Here is an 18,137-nt window from a genome sequence, read left to right as displayed (position 1 = left end):
AGACTTGCACCGGAATGCTATCTACTGCCCTTGACTGAAAAAAAGGATTTAGCCATGTTCGAACTGAAAAAGATAACTAAACAATACGGTCAAACCACGGTTCTTCACGAAACAACCTTAACGGTAAATGACGGGGAGTTTTTTGTTCTCGTCGGTGCCAGCGGAAGCGGTAAAACGACGTTACTGAAGTTATTAAACCGTCTTATAGAGCCGACAAGCGGAACGATTCTCCGCAACGGCAATCCCCTTCACGATCTGAATTTACGGTCGCTGCGACTTGATACCGGCTATGTACTGCAACAAATTGCGCTCTTTCCGAACCTAACAGTCGGTGAGAATATAGCCCTCGTCCCGTCAATGAAGCATATCGATAAAAATGAAATTCGGCGGCGTAGCTATCTATGGCTTGAAAAGACGGGCCTGGATCCTCACGAATTCATGCACCGCTATCCCCACGAATTGTCAGGAGGACAACAACAACGTGTCGGCATCATCCGTTCCCTCATCGGTCGTCCGAAGGTTTTACTCATGGATGAGCCTTTCAGTGCCTTAGACCCCCTAACTCGTAAGCAATTACAGGGTCTTATCAAAAAAATTCATCAAGAATTTAACCTAACCGTCGTCTTCGTGACTCATGATATGGTTGAAGCCTCCTACTTGGGTACTCGTCTTTGTATTATGGATAAGGGGCAGATAATCCAGATTGATACAGCGGAAAAGATTCGCCGTCATCCGAAAAACGAGTTTGTAAGACGCTTATTCGAGATGGGCGGTGATATTGATGAATAATCTTATAGCCGTCTTTATAGACCGGCAACATGACCTCTTTACAGCGCTCATCCAGCATTTGGAACTGTCTGTCAGTTCCTTGTGCCTGGCCATACTTATTGCCTTTCCTTTGGGACTGTTCATCAGTCGTAAGCCCCGAATGGCCGCTGTAATAACGCAACTGACAGGAATTATGCAGACCTTGCCTTCATTGGCTATTTTAGGCCTTATGATTCCCCTCTTCGGCATCGGCCCCATTCCGGCCTTGGTAGCCCTCGTCATTTATGCTCTTTTCCCTATCTTACAAAATACTGTTACGGGTATCAACGAAATCGATCCGTCCCTTCAAGAAGCCGGTGAAGCCTTGGGCATGAACCGTTTCGTAAAGTTAAAAACTTATGAAATCCCCTTAGCCATGCCCGTCATTATGTCCGGTGTGCGTACAGCCGCCGTTATGATTATCGGTACGGCTACCTTAGCCGCCCTTATCGGTGCCGGCGGACTCGGCTCCTTCATTCTTCTCGGCATTGATCGCCATGATAGTTCCCTCATTATAATCGGCGCTTTCGCATCAGCACTGTTAGCCATTGCTTTCAGCAGTTTCTTACGCTTGGCAGAAAGGCGTTCACTCCGCTTTATAACCGTCTCTTTCCTGATCATAGCCATCGGTACAACGGCTGCCTTCGTTCAGCCGAATATGCCTCATAATAAAGTGATTATTGCCGGAAAGCTCGGCACTGAACCGGATATACTGATTAACATGTATAAGGAGCTTATTGAGGCTCATAGCGATCTAAAGGTGGAATTAAAACCGAATTTCGGCAAAACGGCCTTTCTCTACGAAGCCATAAAAAGCGGCGATATCGATATATATCCCGAATTTACGGGAACTGTAACGACTACCTTGTTGAAGGAAAAACCGACTCCGTCTACAAACGCCGAAACAGTATATAAACAAGGACGAGACCTTATTTATAAACAAGATCATCTTGTCTATTTAGAACCTATGGCCTATGAAAATACATACGCCGTTGCCGTTCCCTCCGCTTTTGCCGAAACTCATTCCTTAAAAACGATTTCCGACTTGGTTCGAGTTTCCGACTATGCCGTGGCGGGCTTCACCCTGGAATTTACCGATCGGGAAGACGGTTACCGCGGTCTTCAGTCCCTCTACGGCCTGAACTTACACGTAAAGACAATGGAGCCGGCCCTTCGTTACGAAGCCCTTAAGAACGGTGCCATTACGATTACGGATGCATATTCTACTGACAGTGAACTCGTGCAATATGATCTCGTCGTCTTGCAAGACGACAAACACCTCTTCCCGTCCTATCGGGGAGCCCCCCTTATTCGCGAGTCGGTCTTAATAGACCACCCGGAATTAAAGGAGATTTTAAATGCCTTAGGCGGCAAAATAACGGAAGACGAAATGCGTACCATGAACTACGATGTACGTGTCAACGGCAAGAGCGCTCAGGATGTAGCCAAACACTATTTACAAAGCCGTGGTTTAATTTAAAGTCTCTGCCAATACAAAAATCAGGCCTTGAAATTCAAGGCCTGATTTTTCATGTAAGTCCGGTTTTTATTCCAAAGATGAAACGCAACGGTGGCACAAGGTCTTATGATCTGCGTCCGTACCGACCGTCTTATCATGTTTCCAACAACGTTCGCACTTTTCATATGCCGAGGCTGCAACTACAGCTTTCATATCACCGTGTTCTTCACCGGCAACGGCATCGACAGGGCCTGCACCTTCAACCAGTGTGGCTTCACTGACAATCAGCAAGGTTGCCAATTTATCTTCCCATTCTTTCAAGAAAGTATATGAATCGCCGGTCGCATAAATCGTAACGGCCGCATCTAAAGAGTGGCCGATAGTACGATCCTGACGAGCCCCTTCCAAAATACGGGTCAAATCTGAGCGATAGCTCAAAAGCTTGGTCCAACGAGCCGCCAAGTCCGTATCAAGATATTCCTTATGATATTCGGGCCAGTCCGTAAGGAGCACGCTTTCTTCCTTACCTGAAACGGCAGGCATATATTTCCATACTTCTTCAGCTGTAAAAGAAAGTACGGGTGATACGATTTTAACCAACGTATCGAGGATGATATACATAGCCGTTTGGGCGCTACGACGTTCACGAGCATCCGTTTTTTCCGTATACATACGATCCTTCGTTACATCTAAGTAGATAGAGCTGAGATCGACGGTGCAGAAGTTGTGAATGGTATGATACATAACATGGAACTGGTAGTTTTCATAAGCTTCCGTAACAGTTTCCAGAACCTGTTCCAATCTAAGAAGAGCCCATTTGTCAATTTCCGACATATCCTTATAAGAAACGGCATCCGTTTCAGGATTAAAATCATTAATATTACCGAGAAGGAAGCGGAATGTATTACGAATTTTACGATATACATCACTAAGCTGTTTCAAAATTTTCGGCGAGAGTCTTACATCGCCCTGATAGTCGGCAGACGATACCCAAAGGCGCATAACATCAGCACCGTACTGGTCAATAACTTCCTGAGGCGCTACGGTATTGCCCACGGATTTACTCATCTTACGACCTTCACCGTCAACGGTAAAGCCGTGCGTCAAAACGGCCTTATACGGAGCGATGCCGTTAGCTGCTACCGATGTGAGCAGGGATGAGTTGAACCAACCGCGATGTTGGTCGGATCCTTCCAAGTACATGTCGGCAGGATATGCCAATTCGGGATCATGGCACAATACGCCTTGGTGCGTGCAACCGCTGTCAAACCAGACGTCCATAATATCCGATTCTTTTCGGAATTCCGTACAACCGCATTCAGGGCATTTAAAGCCTTCGGGAAGCAATTCCTTTTCCGTATGAGCCCACCATGCATCGGACCCTTCTTTAGCAAAGATTTCCTGCAAGTGAGCGATGGTTTCATCCGTAATAATGGCATGGTTATGTTCGCGGCAGTAGAAAATAGGAATAGGTACCCCCCAAACACGTTGACGAGAAATGCACCAGTCGCCGCGGTCACGAATCATATTATAAATACGGTCATGTCCCCATGAAGGAATCCACTGTACCTGATCAATGGCTTCTAAAGCCTTTTTACGATACCCGTCAACAGATGAAAACCATTGTTCCGTAGCACGATAAATGATGGGATTCTTACACCGCCAGCAATGTGCATACTGGTGACGCAATGATCCCTTAGCAAAGAGGGCCCCGGAAGCAGCCAATGCTTTAATCATCTCTACATTCATATCAAGGGCGAACTTTCCTTCATAGCCGGGAACGGCCGATGTATACTTTCCGTCAGGGCCTACGGTACCGATGGGTTCCAAATGCCAGTCGGGATATTTTTTGCAAACTTCAAAGTCTTCTACCCCATGGTCAGGAGCCGTATGAACTAAGCCCGTGCCGGCTTCCAAGGTTACATGGTCGCCGAGGATAACGGGGACTTTACGATCTTCGTACATGGGATGTACAAAACGCAACCCTTCAATATCCGTTCCCTTCATGACGCCGGGCAATACTTCATATTCCGTAACCTTGGCGGCTTCCATGGAAGATTCAACGAGTTCCTTGGCCAACAAGAGAGCATCATCGCCGACCTTTACCCATACATATTCAATGTCACTGTTAGCAGCGATGGCCTTATTGGCCGGAATGGTCCAAGGCGTCGTCGTCCAAATAAGCGCATATGTATGGCCCTTATCGAATCCCTGCGGAGCATGGCTACCTAAATCTTCAGCCTTAAAGCGTACGAAGATAGAGTTGGACTTAATTTCTTTATATTCAATTTCCGCTTCAGCCAAGGCGGTTTCACAATGGGGGCACCAGTATACGGCCTTCAAGCCCTTGTAAATATAACCTTTTTTAGCCATTGTACCGAAGACACCGATTTGGGCTACTTCTACGTGCTTAGCCAAAGTCAGATACGGATAGTCCCATTCCCCGAGAACCCCGAATCGAATAAAGTCCGCCCGCTGTTCATCGACGCGTGCCAACGCATAATCATGACAACGTTTGCGCAAGTCGAGGGGACTCATTTCATGACGATTGAGCCCCGTTTCTTTAATAACGGCATGTTCAATCGGTAACCCGTGCGTATCCCACCCGGGTACGTACTTAGTATAAAAGCCCTGCTGAGTCTTGTATTTTAAAATAATATCTTTCAATACCTTGTTTAAGGCGTGACCGATATGTAATTTTCCGTTCGCATAAGGAGGTCCGTCATGGAGAATAAATTTTTTCGCTCCTTCTCTTTTTTTGAGGCGTTTGTGATAGATATCGTTATCTTTCCAAAAAGCCAATAATTCAGGTTCTCTTTTCGGCAAATTGCCGCGCATCGGAAATTCCGTTTCCGGAAGATGCAAGGTTTTACCATAATCCATTATGATTTCCTCCTTAAAAAAAATAACATCTTCATCCCTAAGGGACGAAGATGTTTAATCACCGCGGTACCACCCTAATAACTGCGTACAGCCACTTTTGACCCGTTAACGGCGGTAAGCCGGCAACCGGTTCGCGGCTGCAACTCCGAAGTGATTCGCCAAGGGTTCCTTCTGTCGGTCTCCCACCGTCACCGACTCGCTTAAGACTGAATATTCCCCGACCGTCTTCTTCATAGTTTTTTCTTATACATTATGTATATAGACCTATTGTACTGATATTCTTTTTTTTGTCAAGAAAAGACTCTTTTAATCACGCTACTGTTTTATTTTTTACACACAAAAACGGGAGCCTCTCAAAAGAGGCCCCCGTTTACAACTCGGCTTATTTCCAAAAATCGAGATTCGTTTCATCCAAGCCGATATTTTTCGCCAAGAATACAGGATTCTTTCCTTCTTTTTTCTGGCGTTCATAGTCTTTCATAGCTTTAACGGCCGTAGTGCCCAAAATAGCACATGCCGGGATGTTGATAAGGCACATGAAGGCCATAAAGATATCCGCTATGTCCCAAGCCGCAGCCATGGACATACCGGCACCGACAAAGATAATCAGAGCCGCAATGATGCGATACGCAACCATAAAAGATTTGCTGGGCACCTTACCGTGAAGAAAGGTCAAGCAATTATCTACATAAAAGAGGTTACCGATCAGTGTGGAGAAGGCGAAAAGGACCATGCAAACGGTAATCAGAATCGGACCGAAAGACCCGAGATCCGCCGTCAAGGCCTGCTGTACATAGGTAGCCCCGGCAGCCTCTTTGGTAATGGGCACACCCGAACAAAGGCACATCATTGCCGTAGCCGTGCAGACTACCAAGGTATCCAAGTATACGGAAAGCATCTGTACAAGCCCTTGTTTTACGGGATGGCTGACATCGGCTGTAGCGGCCGCATTCGGGGCCGAACCGATACCGGCTTCGTTCGAGTAGAGGCCGCGCTTTACGCCGTACATGAGGCAAGATCCGGCAATACCGCCGAAAATCGCCTGAAAGTCAAATGCATTAGCAAAGATAAGCGCAAACACATCGGGGATATATGTAATATGGGTCAAAATAATATATAAAGCCGCTACTACATAAATGCCGCCCATGATAGGAACAATCCAAGAAGTCGTGCGAACAATACGCTTGCCGCCCCCGAGAATACAATACCCTACCAAAACAGCAAAGATGGCTCCTAAAATCCAAGGCGTCGTCGCTTTATCATAAAAACTGTATACGGCAAAGGTTGATTGTAAGTTATAAGACGCCAGGAGATTAAAGCCGCCGGCATAGGTCAAAATCAAAAAGAGGGCAAAAACAGCACCGACAAAACGACTGTGCAAGGCTGTTTCAATATAGTAAGCCGGACCGCCGTAACTACCGCCTCGGGAATCACGCCGTTTATAAATCTGAGCCAATGTACTTTCAATAAAGGCACTGGCCCCGCCGATAATAGCCACCAGCCACATCCAAAAAACGCTTCCCGGACCGCCGAGACAAATAGCCGTAGAAATACCGATAATATTCCCCGTACCGACACGCGACGCCGTAGATACCATAAGAGCCTGAAAAGACGATACAGATTCAGCTCCTTGCGGTTTTTCCAAAACGACACGAATACTTTCGGCACACATCCGCAACTGTACCAGTCTGGTTCGCCAAGAAAAATAAAGTCCCGCTACAACCAGTACGACGACCAAGACGGGATAATAGAGGACACTGTCCAAATAATCCAACTCATTTAAAATAAGTGCAGCCATAAAAGCTCTCCCCTTTTGTTAAAATTCATTTTCACATATAGAAATCATAAGATGTGCCGTTGTTTTTGTCAATAAATATTCACCTTATTAAGCGATTTTTCCCTTTCTTTTTTAATATGTTACAAATCGAAACTATCGCTTTTGTTTATAGCTTTGTTATTTTTCATATTTTCTTTATTTTGCCCTTACTTTTCCTTATTTATTTCTGTTTTATGGTCATTTCCTTTCTTTTCATATTGCGAATCGCTGTTTCCGAATCGCGCGCATCGCCTCGTGTCATTCGTATTTATAAAGATATTCTGTTTATAGCAAAAGTCTGTACGACCTAGTATAATGAAAATATATTAATAAGTATGATTTTGAGGTACCTGACATGGATATAAGTAAACTTACGGTAGCCGCCATTACTTACGACAAAGGCGATGCTAAACGCATTCAACACTTTATTAAAGTTCATTCCTTTGCCGAGCTCATCGGCCGTATGGAGGGGCTTGACCCTCGCACGCTGGAAATTCTTTGCACAGCGGCAGTCTTGCATGATATAGGAATTCATGCCGCCGAAGAAAAGTACGGAAACTGCTCGGGAAAATATCAGGAAATAGAAGGTCCTGCACCGGTACGAGAAATTTTAAGCCGTTTAACGACAGATAAAGAACTCATAGACAGAGTATGTTTTCTCATTGCTCACCACCACACTTATAGCGGTATAGACGGTTCCGACTGGCAAATCCTCTTGGAAGCCGACTTCATTGTCAATGCCTATGAAGACGCATTAAGAGCGGATGCCATTCGACATTTTCGCGACAGCATATTCAAAACAAAAAGCGGCCTTTCGTTATTAAACAAAATCTTCGCCTTATAAGGAGGTTCGTATGTCTGAAATCGATCAATTCGTTCAAATGGTAAAGAATTCCGACAATATCGTTTTTTTCGGCGGAGCCGGTGTTTCGACAGAAAGCGGCATACCCGATTTTCGCAGTGTAGACGGCCTGTATAATCAGACCTATGACTTCCCTCCCGAAACAATTTTGAGCCACACTTTCTATGAAAATAACAAGGAAGAGTTTTATCGTTTTTATCACGACAAAATGCTCTGTCTTAATGCAAAGCCCAATGCAGCCCACTTGAAATTAGCTGAATGGGAACGGGCCGGAAAAGTCAAAGCCGTCATTACGCAAAATATCGACGGTCTACACCAAAAAGCGGGCAGTCACAATGTGTTGGAACTCCACGGCAGCGTGCACCGTAACCGGTGCGAACGTTGCGGGGCCTTCTTCGATGCAGAGTATATGAAAAAAGCCGACGGCATCCCTCGTTGCAACTCCTGTGGCGGCCCCATAAAACCTGATGTCGTCCTATATGAAGAATCATTAGACGACGAGGTTATTACGGAAACGATACGGTATATCCAAAAAGCGGACATGCTCATCATCGGCGGCACGTCTCTCGTTGTCTATCCGGCAGCCGGACTTGTTCACTATTACAAAGGCCATAAGCTGGTCCTAATCAATAAAGGTGAGACGGGACTGGACACTCAAGCCGATCTGGTCATTCGCGAACCTATCGGCAAGGTTTTCAGCCAAGTAAAAATATAAGCACAAAAGGACACGCTTCAGAATTCCCTCATTCTGAAGCGTGTCCTTTATCATTTATTATCGACTTGCTTTTAATTCCTGAACCTCTTGTAACAATTGCTGTACCAACAGTTCTAAACGGGTAATTCTGGCATCCTTCGACTTGCCTTCCGCAACATAGTCATTCCCTTTACCGGTTTTAAAGGATACATTCAAAGTATATTGCGTATCGTCTCCCACTGTCGTCCCGAACCCGACCATAGTTCGTTCATTGGGCCGGTAAAAAGCCCCCAAAGCCACGGCACTTTTTCCTTTATAATTGCCCATCGAAACAGCATAGCTGGCCTTGTCATCCTTATTAAATTCAAGCGGATGCAGTCCTGCCAAAGCGGCTGACCTGGCTCCTACTTTCCCTACTTGCGAGTCTGTATAGTTATTAGCTTGTGTAGCTGCTATATTGGATATATTATTAATTCTGTTGTCTAAAAGACGTATATTGCCGGCATTGGTTTCAATAGCCTGCGTCACAGCATGTAATTGGCTACCGTTAACCGCATCTGTCGACGTATCGGACACTCGACCTGCGGCTACATTAGTAATAGTTCGCTTAATTTCAAAAATATCGCCTTGTGCATTCTGTCTCACTGTACCGATAGATACAGTACTGTCGGCCGTACTGCCGGCCAGATTATAATTCGTACCGTTAATCGTCATGACGGCGGTGGATACGGCCTGATCCGTCGTGGAACTGGAGCCTAACGCAACGCTGTTGATCTCCGTTGCTTGTGCTGAATGGCCCAGTGCCACCGAGTCCTTTTGAGTTGCATTGGCAATGGTTCCCAATGCTAATCCGTTTTCCCCGGAACTCGTTGCCTGATTACCGATAGCGACAGCTCCCTCACTGTCTGTTTTCGCCTTAAAACCCATGCCGACGCTATAGTCACCTTTGCTCTCCACATGACTGCCTACTGCCAGAGAGTTGGTCCCCGAAGCTTCGGAGTCGGACCCGAAGACAGATGACTGGTTACCGGTAGCCGTATTCTGATACCCCACAGCCGTAGCATACTTATCTTTAGCCTTGGAACCATACCCTACAGCCGTAGTCATAATTTCAGTCGCCTTTGTATTATTACCTATAGCAAGACTGTTTTCTTTTAAAACTTCCGCTCTCTTTCCGATTGCAAAGACACTGGATTCCGTAACTTTAGCTCCTTCTCCGAAAGCAATAGAATTATTCCCGTTAACACTGGAGTTTTTTCCTCCGACTACGGAATTATCCCCGGTTACTACACTATTTTCACCTATATTCAGGCTATTAGCCGCCATACTCCATCCGTTTACTGCACACAATATACTTATAGCTAATAAAGTATTCTTTCTTATCATCTTTTTCTCACAACCTCCATCGTTAGTATAGTTACAAATATGTTGTATTTATATGTTAATTCAGTTGTAATTATATTTTATTATTATTTAGTAATCAATGTTTATTCTATTTCCTTATACATTAAGTAGTATATTTTCTACTCATTTTTATTCTTCCGCATGCATCACTGTTAAAACCGACATGAAATATCCCGTAACTCCCGTTTTATTACAGCATACAAAAAGAGCGCTTCCCGAATCTCTCGAGAAGCGCTTGTTTACTTATGGTGCGGTCGATGGGACTTGAACCCATACGAACTTACGTTCACTACCCCCTCAAAGTAGCGCGTCTGCCGTTCCGCCACGACCGCATATGAAATTAATGGTGCTCAGGGACGGAATTGAACCGCCGACACGGGGATTTTCAGTCCCCTGCTCTACCGACTGAGCTACCTGAGCAAAAATGGCGACCTCGATCGGATTTGAACCGACGATCTTCGCCGTGACAGGGCGACATGTTAACCGCTACACCACGAGGCCGTTTTACACTCTCCGGGCGACTGAATCGCCTCGAACAAGTGAGATTATATCATATCTTCTTGATCCTTGGCAATAGATTTACATAAAAAAACAAACATATGCGAAAAAATAATATTTCGCATATGTTCGTATTCTAAGCACTCAATCCTTTTGCATCTCTGCCGCAACGGCACGTCCTTCCATCAAGGCCTTGCCGATAGTGGCGGGTCCGACATGGGCATCACCGGCAATAAAGACATTTTCCAAGGTAGTCCGGTAATTCTCCGTTATTTTTAAGTCTTCGGCTAGTTCTGATAAATCTACCTTCTGCCCGATAGCCATAACAATAATATCCGCATCAATATTAAATTCCGATCCGGGCACGGACTGCGGCGACCGTCGTCCCGACGCATCAGGCTCACCCAGTTCCTGGCGAATCAATTGGGCACCCGTGACGGCACCTGAATCATCACGCAGAACGCGTTTTACATTACAAAGGAAGTTGAATTTAACATTTTCATTACGCGCATCACGGATTTCGCTCTTATTAGCCGTAATTTCTTCTTCCGAGCGCCGGTAAACAACCGACACGTCATCAATAATACGAACAAGAGATCGAGCGCAGTCCATAGCAACATTACCGCCGCCCCAAACCATAGCCTTCTTATACTTCTTATAATATTCATGGTTACCGTGAATATTCAGATCATATAAAAGGGTCAGCCCGGCATACAAACCGTTCCCGGGTTCAAACCCGTACGTGTTTTCAATCTGAGCTCCTGTGGCGACAAGAACTTTATCATAATTTTTCCTTAGACCCTCAAATTTTTCACAATCGATTTTCGTATTAAAGTGAAAAGTAATATTTTTATCTTCTTTCATAGACGCAAAAACTTTGTCCAAAAAGACCTTGGACATACGGTACTCGGGAATACCCGTGTAAATAGCACCGCCAAGTCGCTTCTCTTTATCATAAATATCGACGGTATAGCCGTTCTTTGACAATTCCTGAGCCGCCGTATATCCTGCCGGTCCGGCACCGATAACGGCTATTTTTTTACCACCAGTACTCATTTCCACTACACTCTCCTCTATGTTACGACGTCCGCATAAAACTTATATCCATCTGTGTATTATTTATTACCCAGTGTATCATACTCTTTTATATATTCAAACAAACTTCCGATTCTTTTGAGCATTTTTTTCATTTTTCCGAGCCGTTACACCAAAAAAACAAAAACACTATGTAATTCATATACATTAGAGTATAATAAGTGGCGTAAATGCGGTGTTACCGGAGGAGGATTTATTTACATGCATCAATCATCAGACTCAGAATATATTCAAGAACCCCATAAGATATACACAAAGAAACGAATCTTATCCCTCATTGGGGTCTTCATTATTTTATATGCCTTATGTATTCAGTGGCAATTTATCGTGTCCCTCGGTTTGGGTCAGGATAATATAGACGCTATGCTGCGAGGCCTTATTCCCGCTGTCGGCGCTGTCGTAGTTGCTTTGGCCTTATACGTGCAAAATTTGTCGTTTCGCACCCTTGCCGCACCGGCTCTCGTGGGATTGTCATGGATAATCACGGGGCCGTATCTGGCTTATATAACTCTAATTAACGGCAACACGGTCTACTTAAATAATATTTACGACATATATAACGGTCTCTTTCTTTTTGCCGTACTTTTTCTTTTATCCATGACGGCCAAGCAATTCTTACCGCGCGTAATAAGCGCTTTAGTTATGACCGGACTGCTACTTCTTGTCGTAGCCGTCAACGTCATGCAATGGGCTTACTACAGTCTGTATCAGTCTTGTATTACCACATCCGGTTCTTTGATTATCTTCCAAACCGGTCCGGCTGAAACACTGGAATACCTGCATTCGTTAGGTGCGGGAATGATCATCGGTACTATGTTTCTACTATTCCTTATTATCGCATTCTTCTTCGGCACCCACTATACGGCACCATCTTTGCCGAAAACGACGGTATACAAAAAGATTTTACCCTTATTGTCCCTCCTCGTCATCGTTCCGTCCGTCTGGATATTGTACGACGAACTCTTGCCTAATTCTTTTCCTGTACGAACTTTTTTAGACACTCACGATTATTTGGAACGGGCTAAATTATATGCGGAAAATCATGATGATAAATATGCCGCTTTACAGGCAGTGCAGCTCAATCCTCGACTGGGACCCAATACGGTTATCGTCGTTATCGGCGAATCAGAAACACGAACACTCATGAATGCCTATAACCCGTCAGCACCGGACAATACGCCTTGGTTGAGTGCCGTAAAAGAAGACCCGCACTTCACCCTCTTTACTAATGTCTACAGCTGTGTATGGTATACGGTTCCCGTATTAGAGCATGCCTTGACGGAGTCTAATTTCTACAATACAAAACAGTTTAATGAATCCATTTCTATCATCGACATGGCAAAAAAAGCCGGTTATAAGACGTATTGGTTTAGTAATCAAGGCTCCGTAGGCGTAGCCGATACACCGATTTCACTCATTGCCAAGACAGCAGATGTCTCGGAATGGGTCGACCAGGACTTAAAAGAATCGACCTTGGACGGAGCCCTGTTACAGTTCTTAACGAAGGTGAACCCGAATGAAAAGAACTTTGTCGTTCTCCACATTATGGGCAGCCACATAGAATATAGAAACCGCTATCCGGCAGAATTCCAAAAATTTGATGACGGCAAGATAAATCAAGAGGCGGACTACGACAATACCATTTTATATACCGATTGGTTCTTGTCCCAAGTCTTCGACTACGCAAGAGATAACCTGCACTTAGATGCCATGCTCTATTTCTCCGACCACGGTTCGGACCCGAGCATTGCCCGTCAACCTGACGGAGCCAGCTTTAAGGTTTTGCGGATTCCCATGTTTACATGGCTTTCCGACGACTACATGCAACGTAATCCGGAGATTACGGCAACCTTAAAATCTCATGCACAGTCATACTTCACTAATGACCTCGTATACGAACTGGTTTGCGGTATCCTCAATATGCAATCACCTGCTTATGACGACTCCATCAGTTTGGCTTCACCCAAATGGCATTGGGAAAAGAAGGATTTGGTAACCCGCTTCGGAAAAACACCTTTAACGGAAGATACTGAATACTAGATTCCATAGGACAGACCTGCTCTTTAACGTGCAGGTCTGTTTTATTTCCACCCGCTTTGCCGTATAATAAACAGAGCTTCAATTCAGAAGGAGGATTATGAATATGAAAAATTTCGTAACATCCGATTTGCGGACGGATGAAAAGATGAATCACGCCGGCGGGCAAGGTCCTATGTATATTAAGCATTTATTGGGTAAGGAAGAACTGAACGACAAATGCGGACTTTATGCGGAAGTAACCATCCCTGCCGGTTCCGCCTTGGGCTACCACGAACACGTCGGCAACAGCGAAACCTACTATGTTCTCAAGGGGCATGCACTTTACAACGACAACGGTTCGATCCGGGAAATCGGTCCGGGCGAAGTCACCTTCACGCCTAACGGTTTTAAACACGGCGTAGACAACACAAAGGGAACGGAAGACTTCGTCTTCATGGCCCTTATTATTAACGACTGATCAGGTACGACGAAACAGCCTTCAACTCACTAATCGGTATGAGCTGAAGGCTGTTTCTTTCTGCACTACTATATACCCGGGAGCACCGAGAAATGCTAATCCATCAACGCCGACACTTATAATCAGATTTTTAAACTATTTAAATAATTATCCTATTTACTTTGTGATTTTAAATTTTATTGTCTAAATCCCGTTTACTTTTACGCATGCAGGTCTTCATATCTTGCATTAACCGTATGAATTCGCTCTTGACACGCCCCTTTCCCATGTTATACTGTAGGCAAAATCAAGGAGATGAGGTGATTCCGTTGGACGCAGAACAACACAGTGAGCCTTCGCAATATAGCGGCTGTTCCTCTCACGGTCGGCGGACTCGCACCATCAGTAAGAACCTGTAATCGACGACTCCTTCGGGCGGTACTTCTTGACTGCACCTCCACTTGGAAACAGAGTCGCTCATTACGTTGCAAGAAAAGATTTCTCTGTAAGAGAGGATTACGGATGGACGTATAGCATGACGACAATTTACCGTTTTACACACAACACTCTTAAGAAATAAATACGTATTTCAAAAGTATCTCTTCGATTACCTGTTGTGCGTGCTATGCCAAAGGATATTTTATGTAGGTCGTGTAAGAACGTTTAAATGGAAGTAATCTGCTTGTATATTTTATAGACACACTAAGATAAGACTTTACGACAATTGAATATGGTTGAAAAACACCCCGTTTGCAGATGTCTCCTGCAGACGGGGTGTTCCTTTTGCTTACTTTTCCGCAGCCTTCCTAACGGCTGCTTTCATCATTTTTACATAGTCATAAATGCGGGGACCGGCTTCATCCTTATATCGGCCTATGATTTTTACAATAGCGCTGCCGACGATTACACCGTCGGCAACAGCGGCAACTGCAGAAGCCTGTTCAGGCGTATTGATGCCGAAACCTACGGCAGCAGGAATAGATGTTACAGAACGAATGAGGTCCGTCATTTCTTTTAAATCTGTCGTAATTTTCGTTCTTGTTCCCGTAACGCCGAGAGATGAGACGACATACAAAAATCCGTCTCCTACAGCGGCAATTTCCTTAATTCTGTCCTGAGAGGTAGGTGCTACCATAGAAATAAGAGATACACCGTGTTTTTTTGCAACATCTGCGCATTCGGACCGTTCTTCAAAGGGCAGATCGGGAATAATAATCCCGTCCACGCCCGTTTCCTCACAAGCAGAAAAAAATCGTTCTTTACCGTAATTAAACACAGGATTCACATAAGTCATGAATACCAAGGGGATTTGAGAGCGTTGACGCACTTTTCTTACAATATCAAATACCGTTTTTATCTTCGTATGCCCGCTAAGAGCCCGTATATTAGCCTCCTGTATGACAACCCCCTCGGCAATAGGATCTGAAAAAGGAATACCGATTTCCACTAAGTCCGCACCGCCTCTTTCCATTTCTAAAATATATTCTACCGTCTTTTCAGGTGTCGGATCACCGGCTGTCAGAAAGGTAATAAAGGCCGGTCCGTGGTCAAAAGCCTTATGTATTCTATTCATGGATATCCCTCCCTCTATAACGGGCAATGGCTGCCACATCCTTATCACCTCGGCCGGAAAGGCAGACAATCATGCAGTCATCTTTATCTAATATAGGTGCAATCTTCATGGCTTCGTATACGGCATGAGCACTTTCAATGGCACAAATAATCCCTTCCGTACGAGCAATGTATTCAAAGGCCTCCACAGCTGCATCATCCGTAACAGGAATGTATTCGGCACGACCGGATTCTTTCAAAAACGCATGTTCAGGGCCGATTCCGGGATAGTCAAGTCCTGCGGAAATAGAATATACCTGAGCAATTTGCCCGTCTTCATCTTGGCAAAAGAGGGATTTCATGCCGTGAAAAATCCCCACACTGCCCTTGGTCATCGTCGCTGCATGTAAAGGCGTATCAACCCCTTTACCGGCAGCTTCACAACCGATAAGTCGCACTTCTTTGTCTTCAATGAAATGATAAAACATGCCGATAGCATTGCTGCCGCCACCGACGCAGGCCATGACAACCTTCGGTAACTTACCTTCAGCTTCTAATATCTGACTACGTGCTTCCTTGCTTATGACGGCTTGAAAATCACGTACCATGACAGGAAAAGGATGCGGCCCCATAGTCGACCCGATAACATAATGTGTGTCGTCAACGCGCGATACCCATTCTCGCATTGCTTCATTAACCGCATCTTTCAAAACACGTGTTCCCGACGTAACGGCATGAACCTTTGCTCCCAACAGCTCCATACGATACACGTTCAACGCCTGACGCTGCGTATCTTCTTCTCCCATAAAAATTTCACACTCAAGCCCCATGAATGCAGCGGCTGTAGCGGTAGCCACTCCGTGCTGCCCCGCTCCCGTTTCCGCAATGACACGGGTCTTGCCTCGTTTTTTAGCCAGCAGGCACTGACCTAGAGCATTATTAATTTTATGAGCCCCCGTATGATTCAAATCTTCCCGCTTTAAATATATACGAGCTCCGCCCAAATCTTCAGTCATCCGTTTGGCATAGTATAAACTTGACGGTCTGCCTGCATAGGTATTAAGTAACGTTTCCAATTCCTTTTGAAACTCGGAATCTTCCTTATACCTTTCATACGCTTCAGTCAGATCATGAATTTCATTCATTAACGTCTCGGGTACATATTGTCCTCCGAAAATCCCGAATCTTCCCTTTTCCATATATCCTCCTACAAGTTACGCACATATGTTACAAATCGCTTTATTTTCTCTTTGTCTTTTTTTCCGTTTGTTTCTACACCGCTACTTACATCAAGAGCATAAGGCCGATAAATAGCCGCTTCCCGCACATTTTCCGGAGAAAGGCCTCCGGCTAAAAAGAAGGGGCGTTGCAGAGACGCTATAAGATCCCACGAAAACCGCTCACCCGTACCGCCATTACCGTTATCCAAAAGAACCCAGGGCACCGAACTTTTCCTAGCCTTCTCTATATCGATTTTCGATTGTACGGAAAAAGCTTTGATAACAGGAACATGGCAGCATTCATTCAATGCCTTTATATATTCTTCATCCTCATTGCCGTGCAGCTGTACAAGTTGTACGGTTTTTGCTTTGACCAAGCGGTATATCTGTTCTATAGGGGCATTAACGAAGACCCCTACAGCCGGTATATTTTCATCTAATAACTGTCTTAAACGAGCCGCTTGGGCCTCATCCACCTTGCGTTTATTACCTGCAAAGACAAAGCCGACATAATCGGGTCGCACGTTATTGACAATCCGTATGTCTTCTTCTCTCGTAAGCCCGCAAATCTTAATCTTCACCGCTGCCACCCTTTAAAGCTGCTAAAGTTCCCTTTTTATCATCACTACGCATTAGACTCTCGCCGATAAGAACCGCATCAACCCGTTTTTTTCGTAAAAGTGAGATATCTTCTGCCGAACAAATACCGCTTTCAGCGACGAAAATAATCTCTTTCGGTACAGCCCGTCTCAAGTTCACACTTGTATCCAAGGAAACAGTGAAATCTTTTAAATTGCGATTGTTAACACCTATAATATCGGATCCCGCCCAAAGAGCCTGGCTAATTTCTTCCTTATTATGGGCTTCTACCAATGCATCCATATCCAACGAACGAGTCAGGTCTACAAGTTCAGTTAATTCCTCTTGCGGTAAGAGTGCGCAAATGAGCAAAACTGCCGACGCTCCCGCCGCCTTCGCTTCATAAATCTGATAAGGTTCAACAATGAAGTCCTTACGCAAGACGGGTAGGCCAATACTTTTTGCAATGTCTCTTAAACACTCTATAGATCCTTTAAAGTAATCGCGTTCCGTTAAAACGGAGACGGCATCGGCTCCGGCTGCCTCATACTCTTGGGCAATTTCTATATAAGGAAAATCATCAACAATAGTACCCTTGGAAGGGGAGGCTTTCTTCACTTCACAAATAAAGGACATGCCGCTTTTTCTCAATGCTTCTTTAAAAGTTTTTTTCTTTAGAGGTGACATATTTTCAGCCGCCTTTTTCATTTCACTCAAAGAAGTCTTTTCCATATCATCTGCTAACCGTTTATAAACGGCGGCCGTAATATCATCCAGTATCATATAATCACCT

14 protein-coding genes and 3 tRNA genes are annotated in these 18,137 nt (G+C 44.8%); 6 read left to right on the top strand and 11 right to left on the bottom strand.

Features of this window, described 5'->3' with window-relative positions:
• Positions 1–54 precede the first annotated feature (54 nt).
• Together HMPREF9429_RS03960 and HMPREF9429_RS03955 are read left to right on the top strand one after the other, a co-directional pair.
• Complete coding sequence (locus tag HMPREF9429_RS03960) at positions 55–789, top strand: ATP-binding cassette domain-containing protein (RefSeq protein ID WP_040774187.1); 735 nt, start codon at positions 55–57, stop codon at positions 787–789.
• Entirely contained in the window at positions 782–2,287 is a 1,506-nt protein-coding gene (locus tag HMPREF9429_RS03955; protein WP_006941848.1) for an ABC transporter permease/substrate-binding protein, read from the top strand. Before HMPREF9429_RS03960 ends, HMPREF9429_RS03955 begins: the two co-directional genes overlap by 8 nt.
• Before the next feature lie 66 nt (positions 2,288–2,353).
• Here the strand turns inward: HMPREF9429_RS03955 and ileS are convergent, their stop codons facing one another.
• Both ileS and HMPREF9429_RS03945 read right to left on the bottom strand, forming a co-directional pair.
• Positions 2,354–5,149, bottom strand: coding sequence for an isoleucine--tRNA ligase (ileS, locus tag HMPREF9429_RS03950; protein WP_006941846.1), 2,796 nt, complete (start codon positions 5,147–5,149; stop codon positions 2,354–2,356).
• 382 nt (positions 5,150–5,531) lie between these two features.
• A complete protein-coding gene (locus HMPREF9429_RS03945; protein ID WP_006941845.1) occupies positions 5,532–6,947 on the bottom strand; it encodes an alanine/glycine:cation symporter family protein in 1,416 nt (471 codons plus the stop codon).
• Positions 6,948–7,320: 373 nt separating this feature from the next.
• Here HMPREF9429_RS03945 and HMPREF9429_RS03935 point away from each other — a divergent pair, with 373 nt between their 5' ends.
• Entirely contained in the window at positions 7,321–7,809 is a 489-nt protein-coding gene (locus tag HMPREF9429_RS03935) for an HD domain-containing protein (RefSeq protein ID WP_006941843.1), read from the top strand.
• 10 nt (positions 7,810–7,819) lie between these two features.
• Positions 7,820–8,542: an NAD-dependent protein deacylase gene (locus tag HMPREF9429_RS03930; RefSeq protein ID WP_006941842.1), complete on the top strand. Its 723-nt coding sequence runs from the start codon at positions 7,820–7,822 to the stop codon at positions 8,540–8,542.
• A gap of 57 nt (positions 8,543–8,599) precedes the next feature.
• Here HMPREF9429_RS03930 and HMPREF9429_RS03925 read toward each other — a convergent pair whose 3' ends face one another.
• From HMPREF9429_RS03925 to HMPREF9429_RS03905, 5 genes are all read right to left on the bottom strand, one after another.
• Positions 8,600–9,847 (bottom strand): YadA-like family protein, encoded by a 1,248-nt coding sequence (locus HMPREF9429_RS03925; protein ID WP_198005681.1) that lies wholly within the window; start codon positions 9,845–9,847, stop codon positions 8,600–8,602.
• 324 nt (positions 9,848–10,171) lie between these two features.
• Positions 10,172–10,257: transfer RNA gene (locus HMPREF9429_RS03920), tRNA-Leu, on the bottom strand.
• Between the two features lie 12 nt (positions 10,258–10,269).
• A tRNA-Phe gene (locus HMPREF9429_RS03915) sits at positions 10,270–10,345 on the bottom strand.
• A gap of 5 nt (positions 10,346–10,350) precedes the next feature.
• Positions 10,351–10,426 (bottom strand) — tRNA-Asp (locus tag HMPREF9429_RS03910).
• 141 nt (positions 10,427–10,567) lie between these two features.
• Positions 10,568–11,479: an FAD-dependent oxidoreductase gene (locus HMPREF9429_RS03905; protein WP_006941840.1), complete on the bottom strand. Its 912-nt coding sequence runs from the start codon at positions 11,477–11,479 to the stop codon at positions 10,568–10,570.
• A 240-nt stretch (positions 11,480–11,719) separates the two neighbouring features.
• Between HMPREF9429_RS03905 and HMPREF9429_RS03900 the strand changes: the two genes are divergently transcribed.
• Together HMPREF9429_RS03900 and HMPREF9429_RS03895 are read left to right on the top strand one after the other, a co-directional pair.
• Positions 11,720–13,558 carry a phosphoethanolamine transferase gene (locus tag HMPREF9429_RS03900; RefSeq protein ID WP_006941839.1) on the top strand — a complete coding sequence of 613 codons (1,839 nt, stop codon included), beginning with the start codon at positions 11,720–11,722 and terminating at the stop codon, positions 13,556–13,558.
• A 103-nt stretch (positions 13,559–13,661) separates the two neighbouring features.
• Positions 13,662–14,015: a cupin domain-containing protein gene (locus tag HMPREF9429_RS03895; protein WP_050777764.1), complete on the top strand. Its 354-nt coding sequence runs from the start codon at positions 13,662–13,664 to the stop codon at positions 14,013–14,015.
• Positions 14,016–14,781: 766 nt separating this feature from the next.
• Here the strand turns inward: HMPREF9429_RS03895 and trpA are convergent.
• From trpA to trpC, 4 genes are read right to left on the bottom strand one after another with little or no spacing between them, the layout of a single operon-like run.
• Positions 14,782–15,567, bottom strand: coding sequence for a tryptophan synthase subunit alpha (gene trpA, locus HMPREF9429_RS03890; protein ID WP_006941837.1), 786 nt, complete (start codon positions 15,565–15,567; stop codon positions 14,782–14,784).
• Positions 15,560–16,744 (bottom strand): tryptophan synthase subunit beta, encoded by a 1,185-nt coding sequence (gene trpB, locus HMPREF9429_RS03885; RefSeq protein WP_006941836.1) that lies wholly within the window; start codon positions 16,742–16,744, stop codon positions 15,560–15,562. The genes trpA and trpB overlap by 8 nt, the downstream gene beginning before the upstream one ends.
• Positions 16,745–16,752: 8 nt before the next feature.
• Positions 16,753–17,346 (bottom strand): phosphoribosylanthranilate isomerase, encoded by a 594-nt coding sequence (locus tag HMPREF9429_RS03880; protein ID WP_006941835.1) that lies wholly within the window; start codon positions 17,344–17,346, stop codon positions 16,753–16,755.
• Positions 17,336–18,127, bottom strand: coding sequence for an indole-3-glycerol phosphate synthase TrpC (gene trpC / locus HMPREF9429_RS03875; RefSeq protein ID WP_040773753.1), 792 nt, complete (start codon positions 18,125–18,127; stop codon positions 17,336–17,338). Before trpC ends, HMPREF9429_RS03880 begins: the two co-directional genes overlap by 11 nt.
• Positions 18,128–18,137 lie beyond the last annotated feature (10 nt).

This window comes from Megasphaera micronuciformis F0359, from assembly GCF_000165735.1.
Classification (GTDB): domain Bacteria; phylum Bacillota; class Negativicutes; order Veillonellales; family Megasphaeraceae; genus Megasphaera; species Megasphaera micronuciformis.
Note: the sequence above shows the minus strand (reverse complement) of the source record. Positions and strands in the feature narration are given on the sequence as shown.

Excerpts from the sequence above, each read along its gene's own strand:
- HMPREF9429_RS03960 (WP_040774187.1), top strand. The coding sequence starts at position 55 with ATGTTCGAACTGAAAAAGATAACTAAACAATACGGTCAAACCACGGTT.
- HMPREF9429_RS03905 (WP_006941840.1), bottom strand. The coding sequence starts at position 11,479 with ATGAGTACTGGTGGTAAAAAAATAGCCGTTATCGGTGCCGGACCGGCA.
- trpC (WP_040773753.1), bottom strand. The coding sequence starts at position 18,127 with ATGATACTGGATGATATTACGGCCGCCGTTTATAAACGGTTAGCAGAT.
- trpB (WP_006941836.1), bottom strand. The coding sequence starts at position 16,744 with ATGGAAAAGGGAAGATTCGGGATTTTCGGAGGACAATATGTACCCGAG.
- HMPREF9429_RS03935 (WP_006941843.1), top strand. The coding sequence starts at position 7,321 with ATGGATATAAGTAAACTTACGGTAGCCGCCATTACTTACGACAAAGGC.
- HMPREF9429_RS03955 (WP_006941848.1), top strand. The coding sequence starts at position 782 with ATGAATAATCTTATAGCCGTCTTTATAGACCGGCAACATGACCTCTTT.
- HMPREF9429_RS03900 (WP_006941839.1), top strand. The coding sequence starts at position 11,720 with ATGCATCAATCATCAGACTCAGAATATATTCAAGAACCCCATAAGATA.
- HMPREF9429_RS03945 (WP_006941845.1), bottom strand. The coding sequence starts at position 6,947 with ATGGCTGCACTTATTTTAAATGAGTTGGATTATTTGGACAGTGTCCTC.
- HMPREF9429_RS03930 (WP_006941842.1), top strand. The coding sequence starts at position 7,820 with ATGTCTGAAATCGATCAATTCGTTCAAATGGTAAAGAATTCCGACAAT.
- ileS (WP_006941846.1), bottom strand. The coding sequence starts at position 5,149 with ATGGATTATGGTAAAACCTTGCATCTTCCGGAAACGGAATTTCCGATG.
- trpA (WP_006941837.1), bottom strand. The coding sequence starts at position 15,567 with ATGAATAGAATACATAAGGCTTTTGACCACGGACCGGCCTTTATTACC.
- HMPREF9429_RS03925 (WP_198005681.1), bottom strand. The coding sequence starts at position 9,847 with ATGGCGGCTAATAGCCTGAATATAGGTGAAAATAGTGTAGTAACCGGG.
- HMPREF9429_RS03895 (WP_050777764.1), top strand. The coding sequence starts at position 13,662 with ATGAAAAATTTCGTAACATCCGATTTGCGGACGGATGAAAAGATGAAT.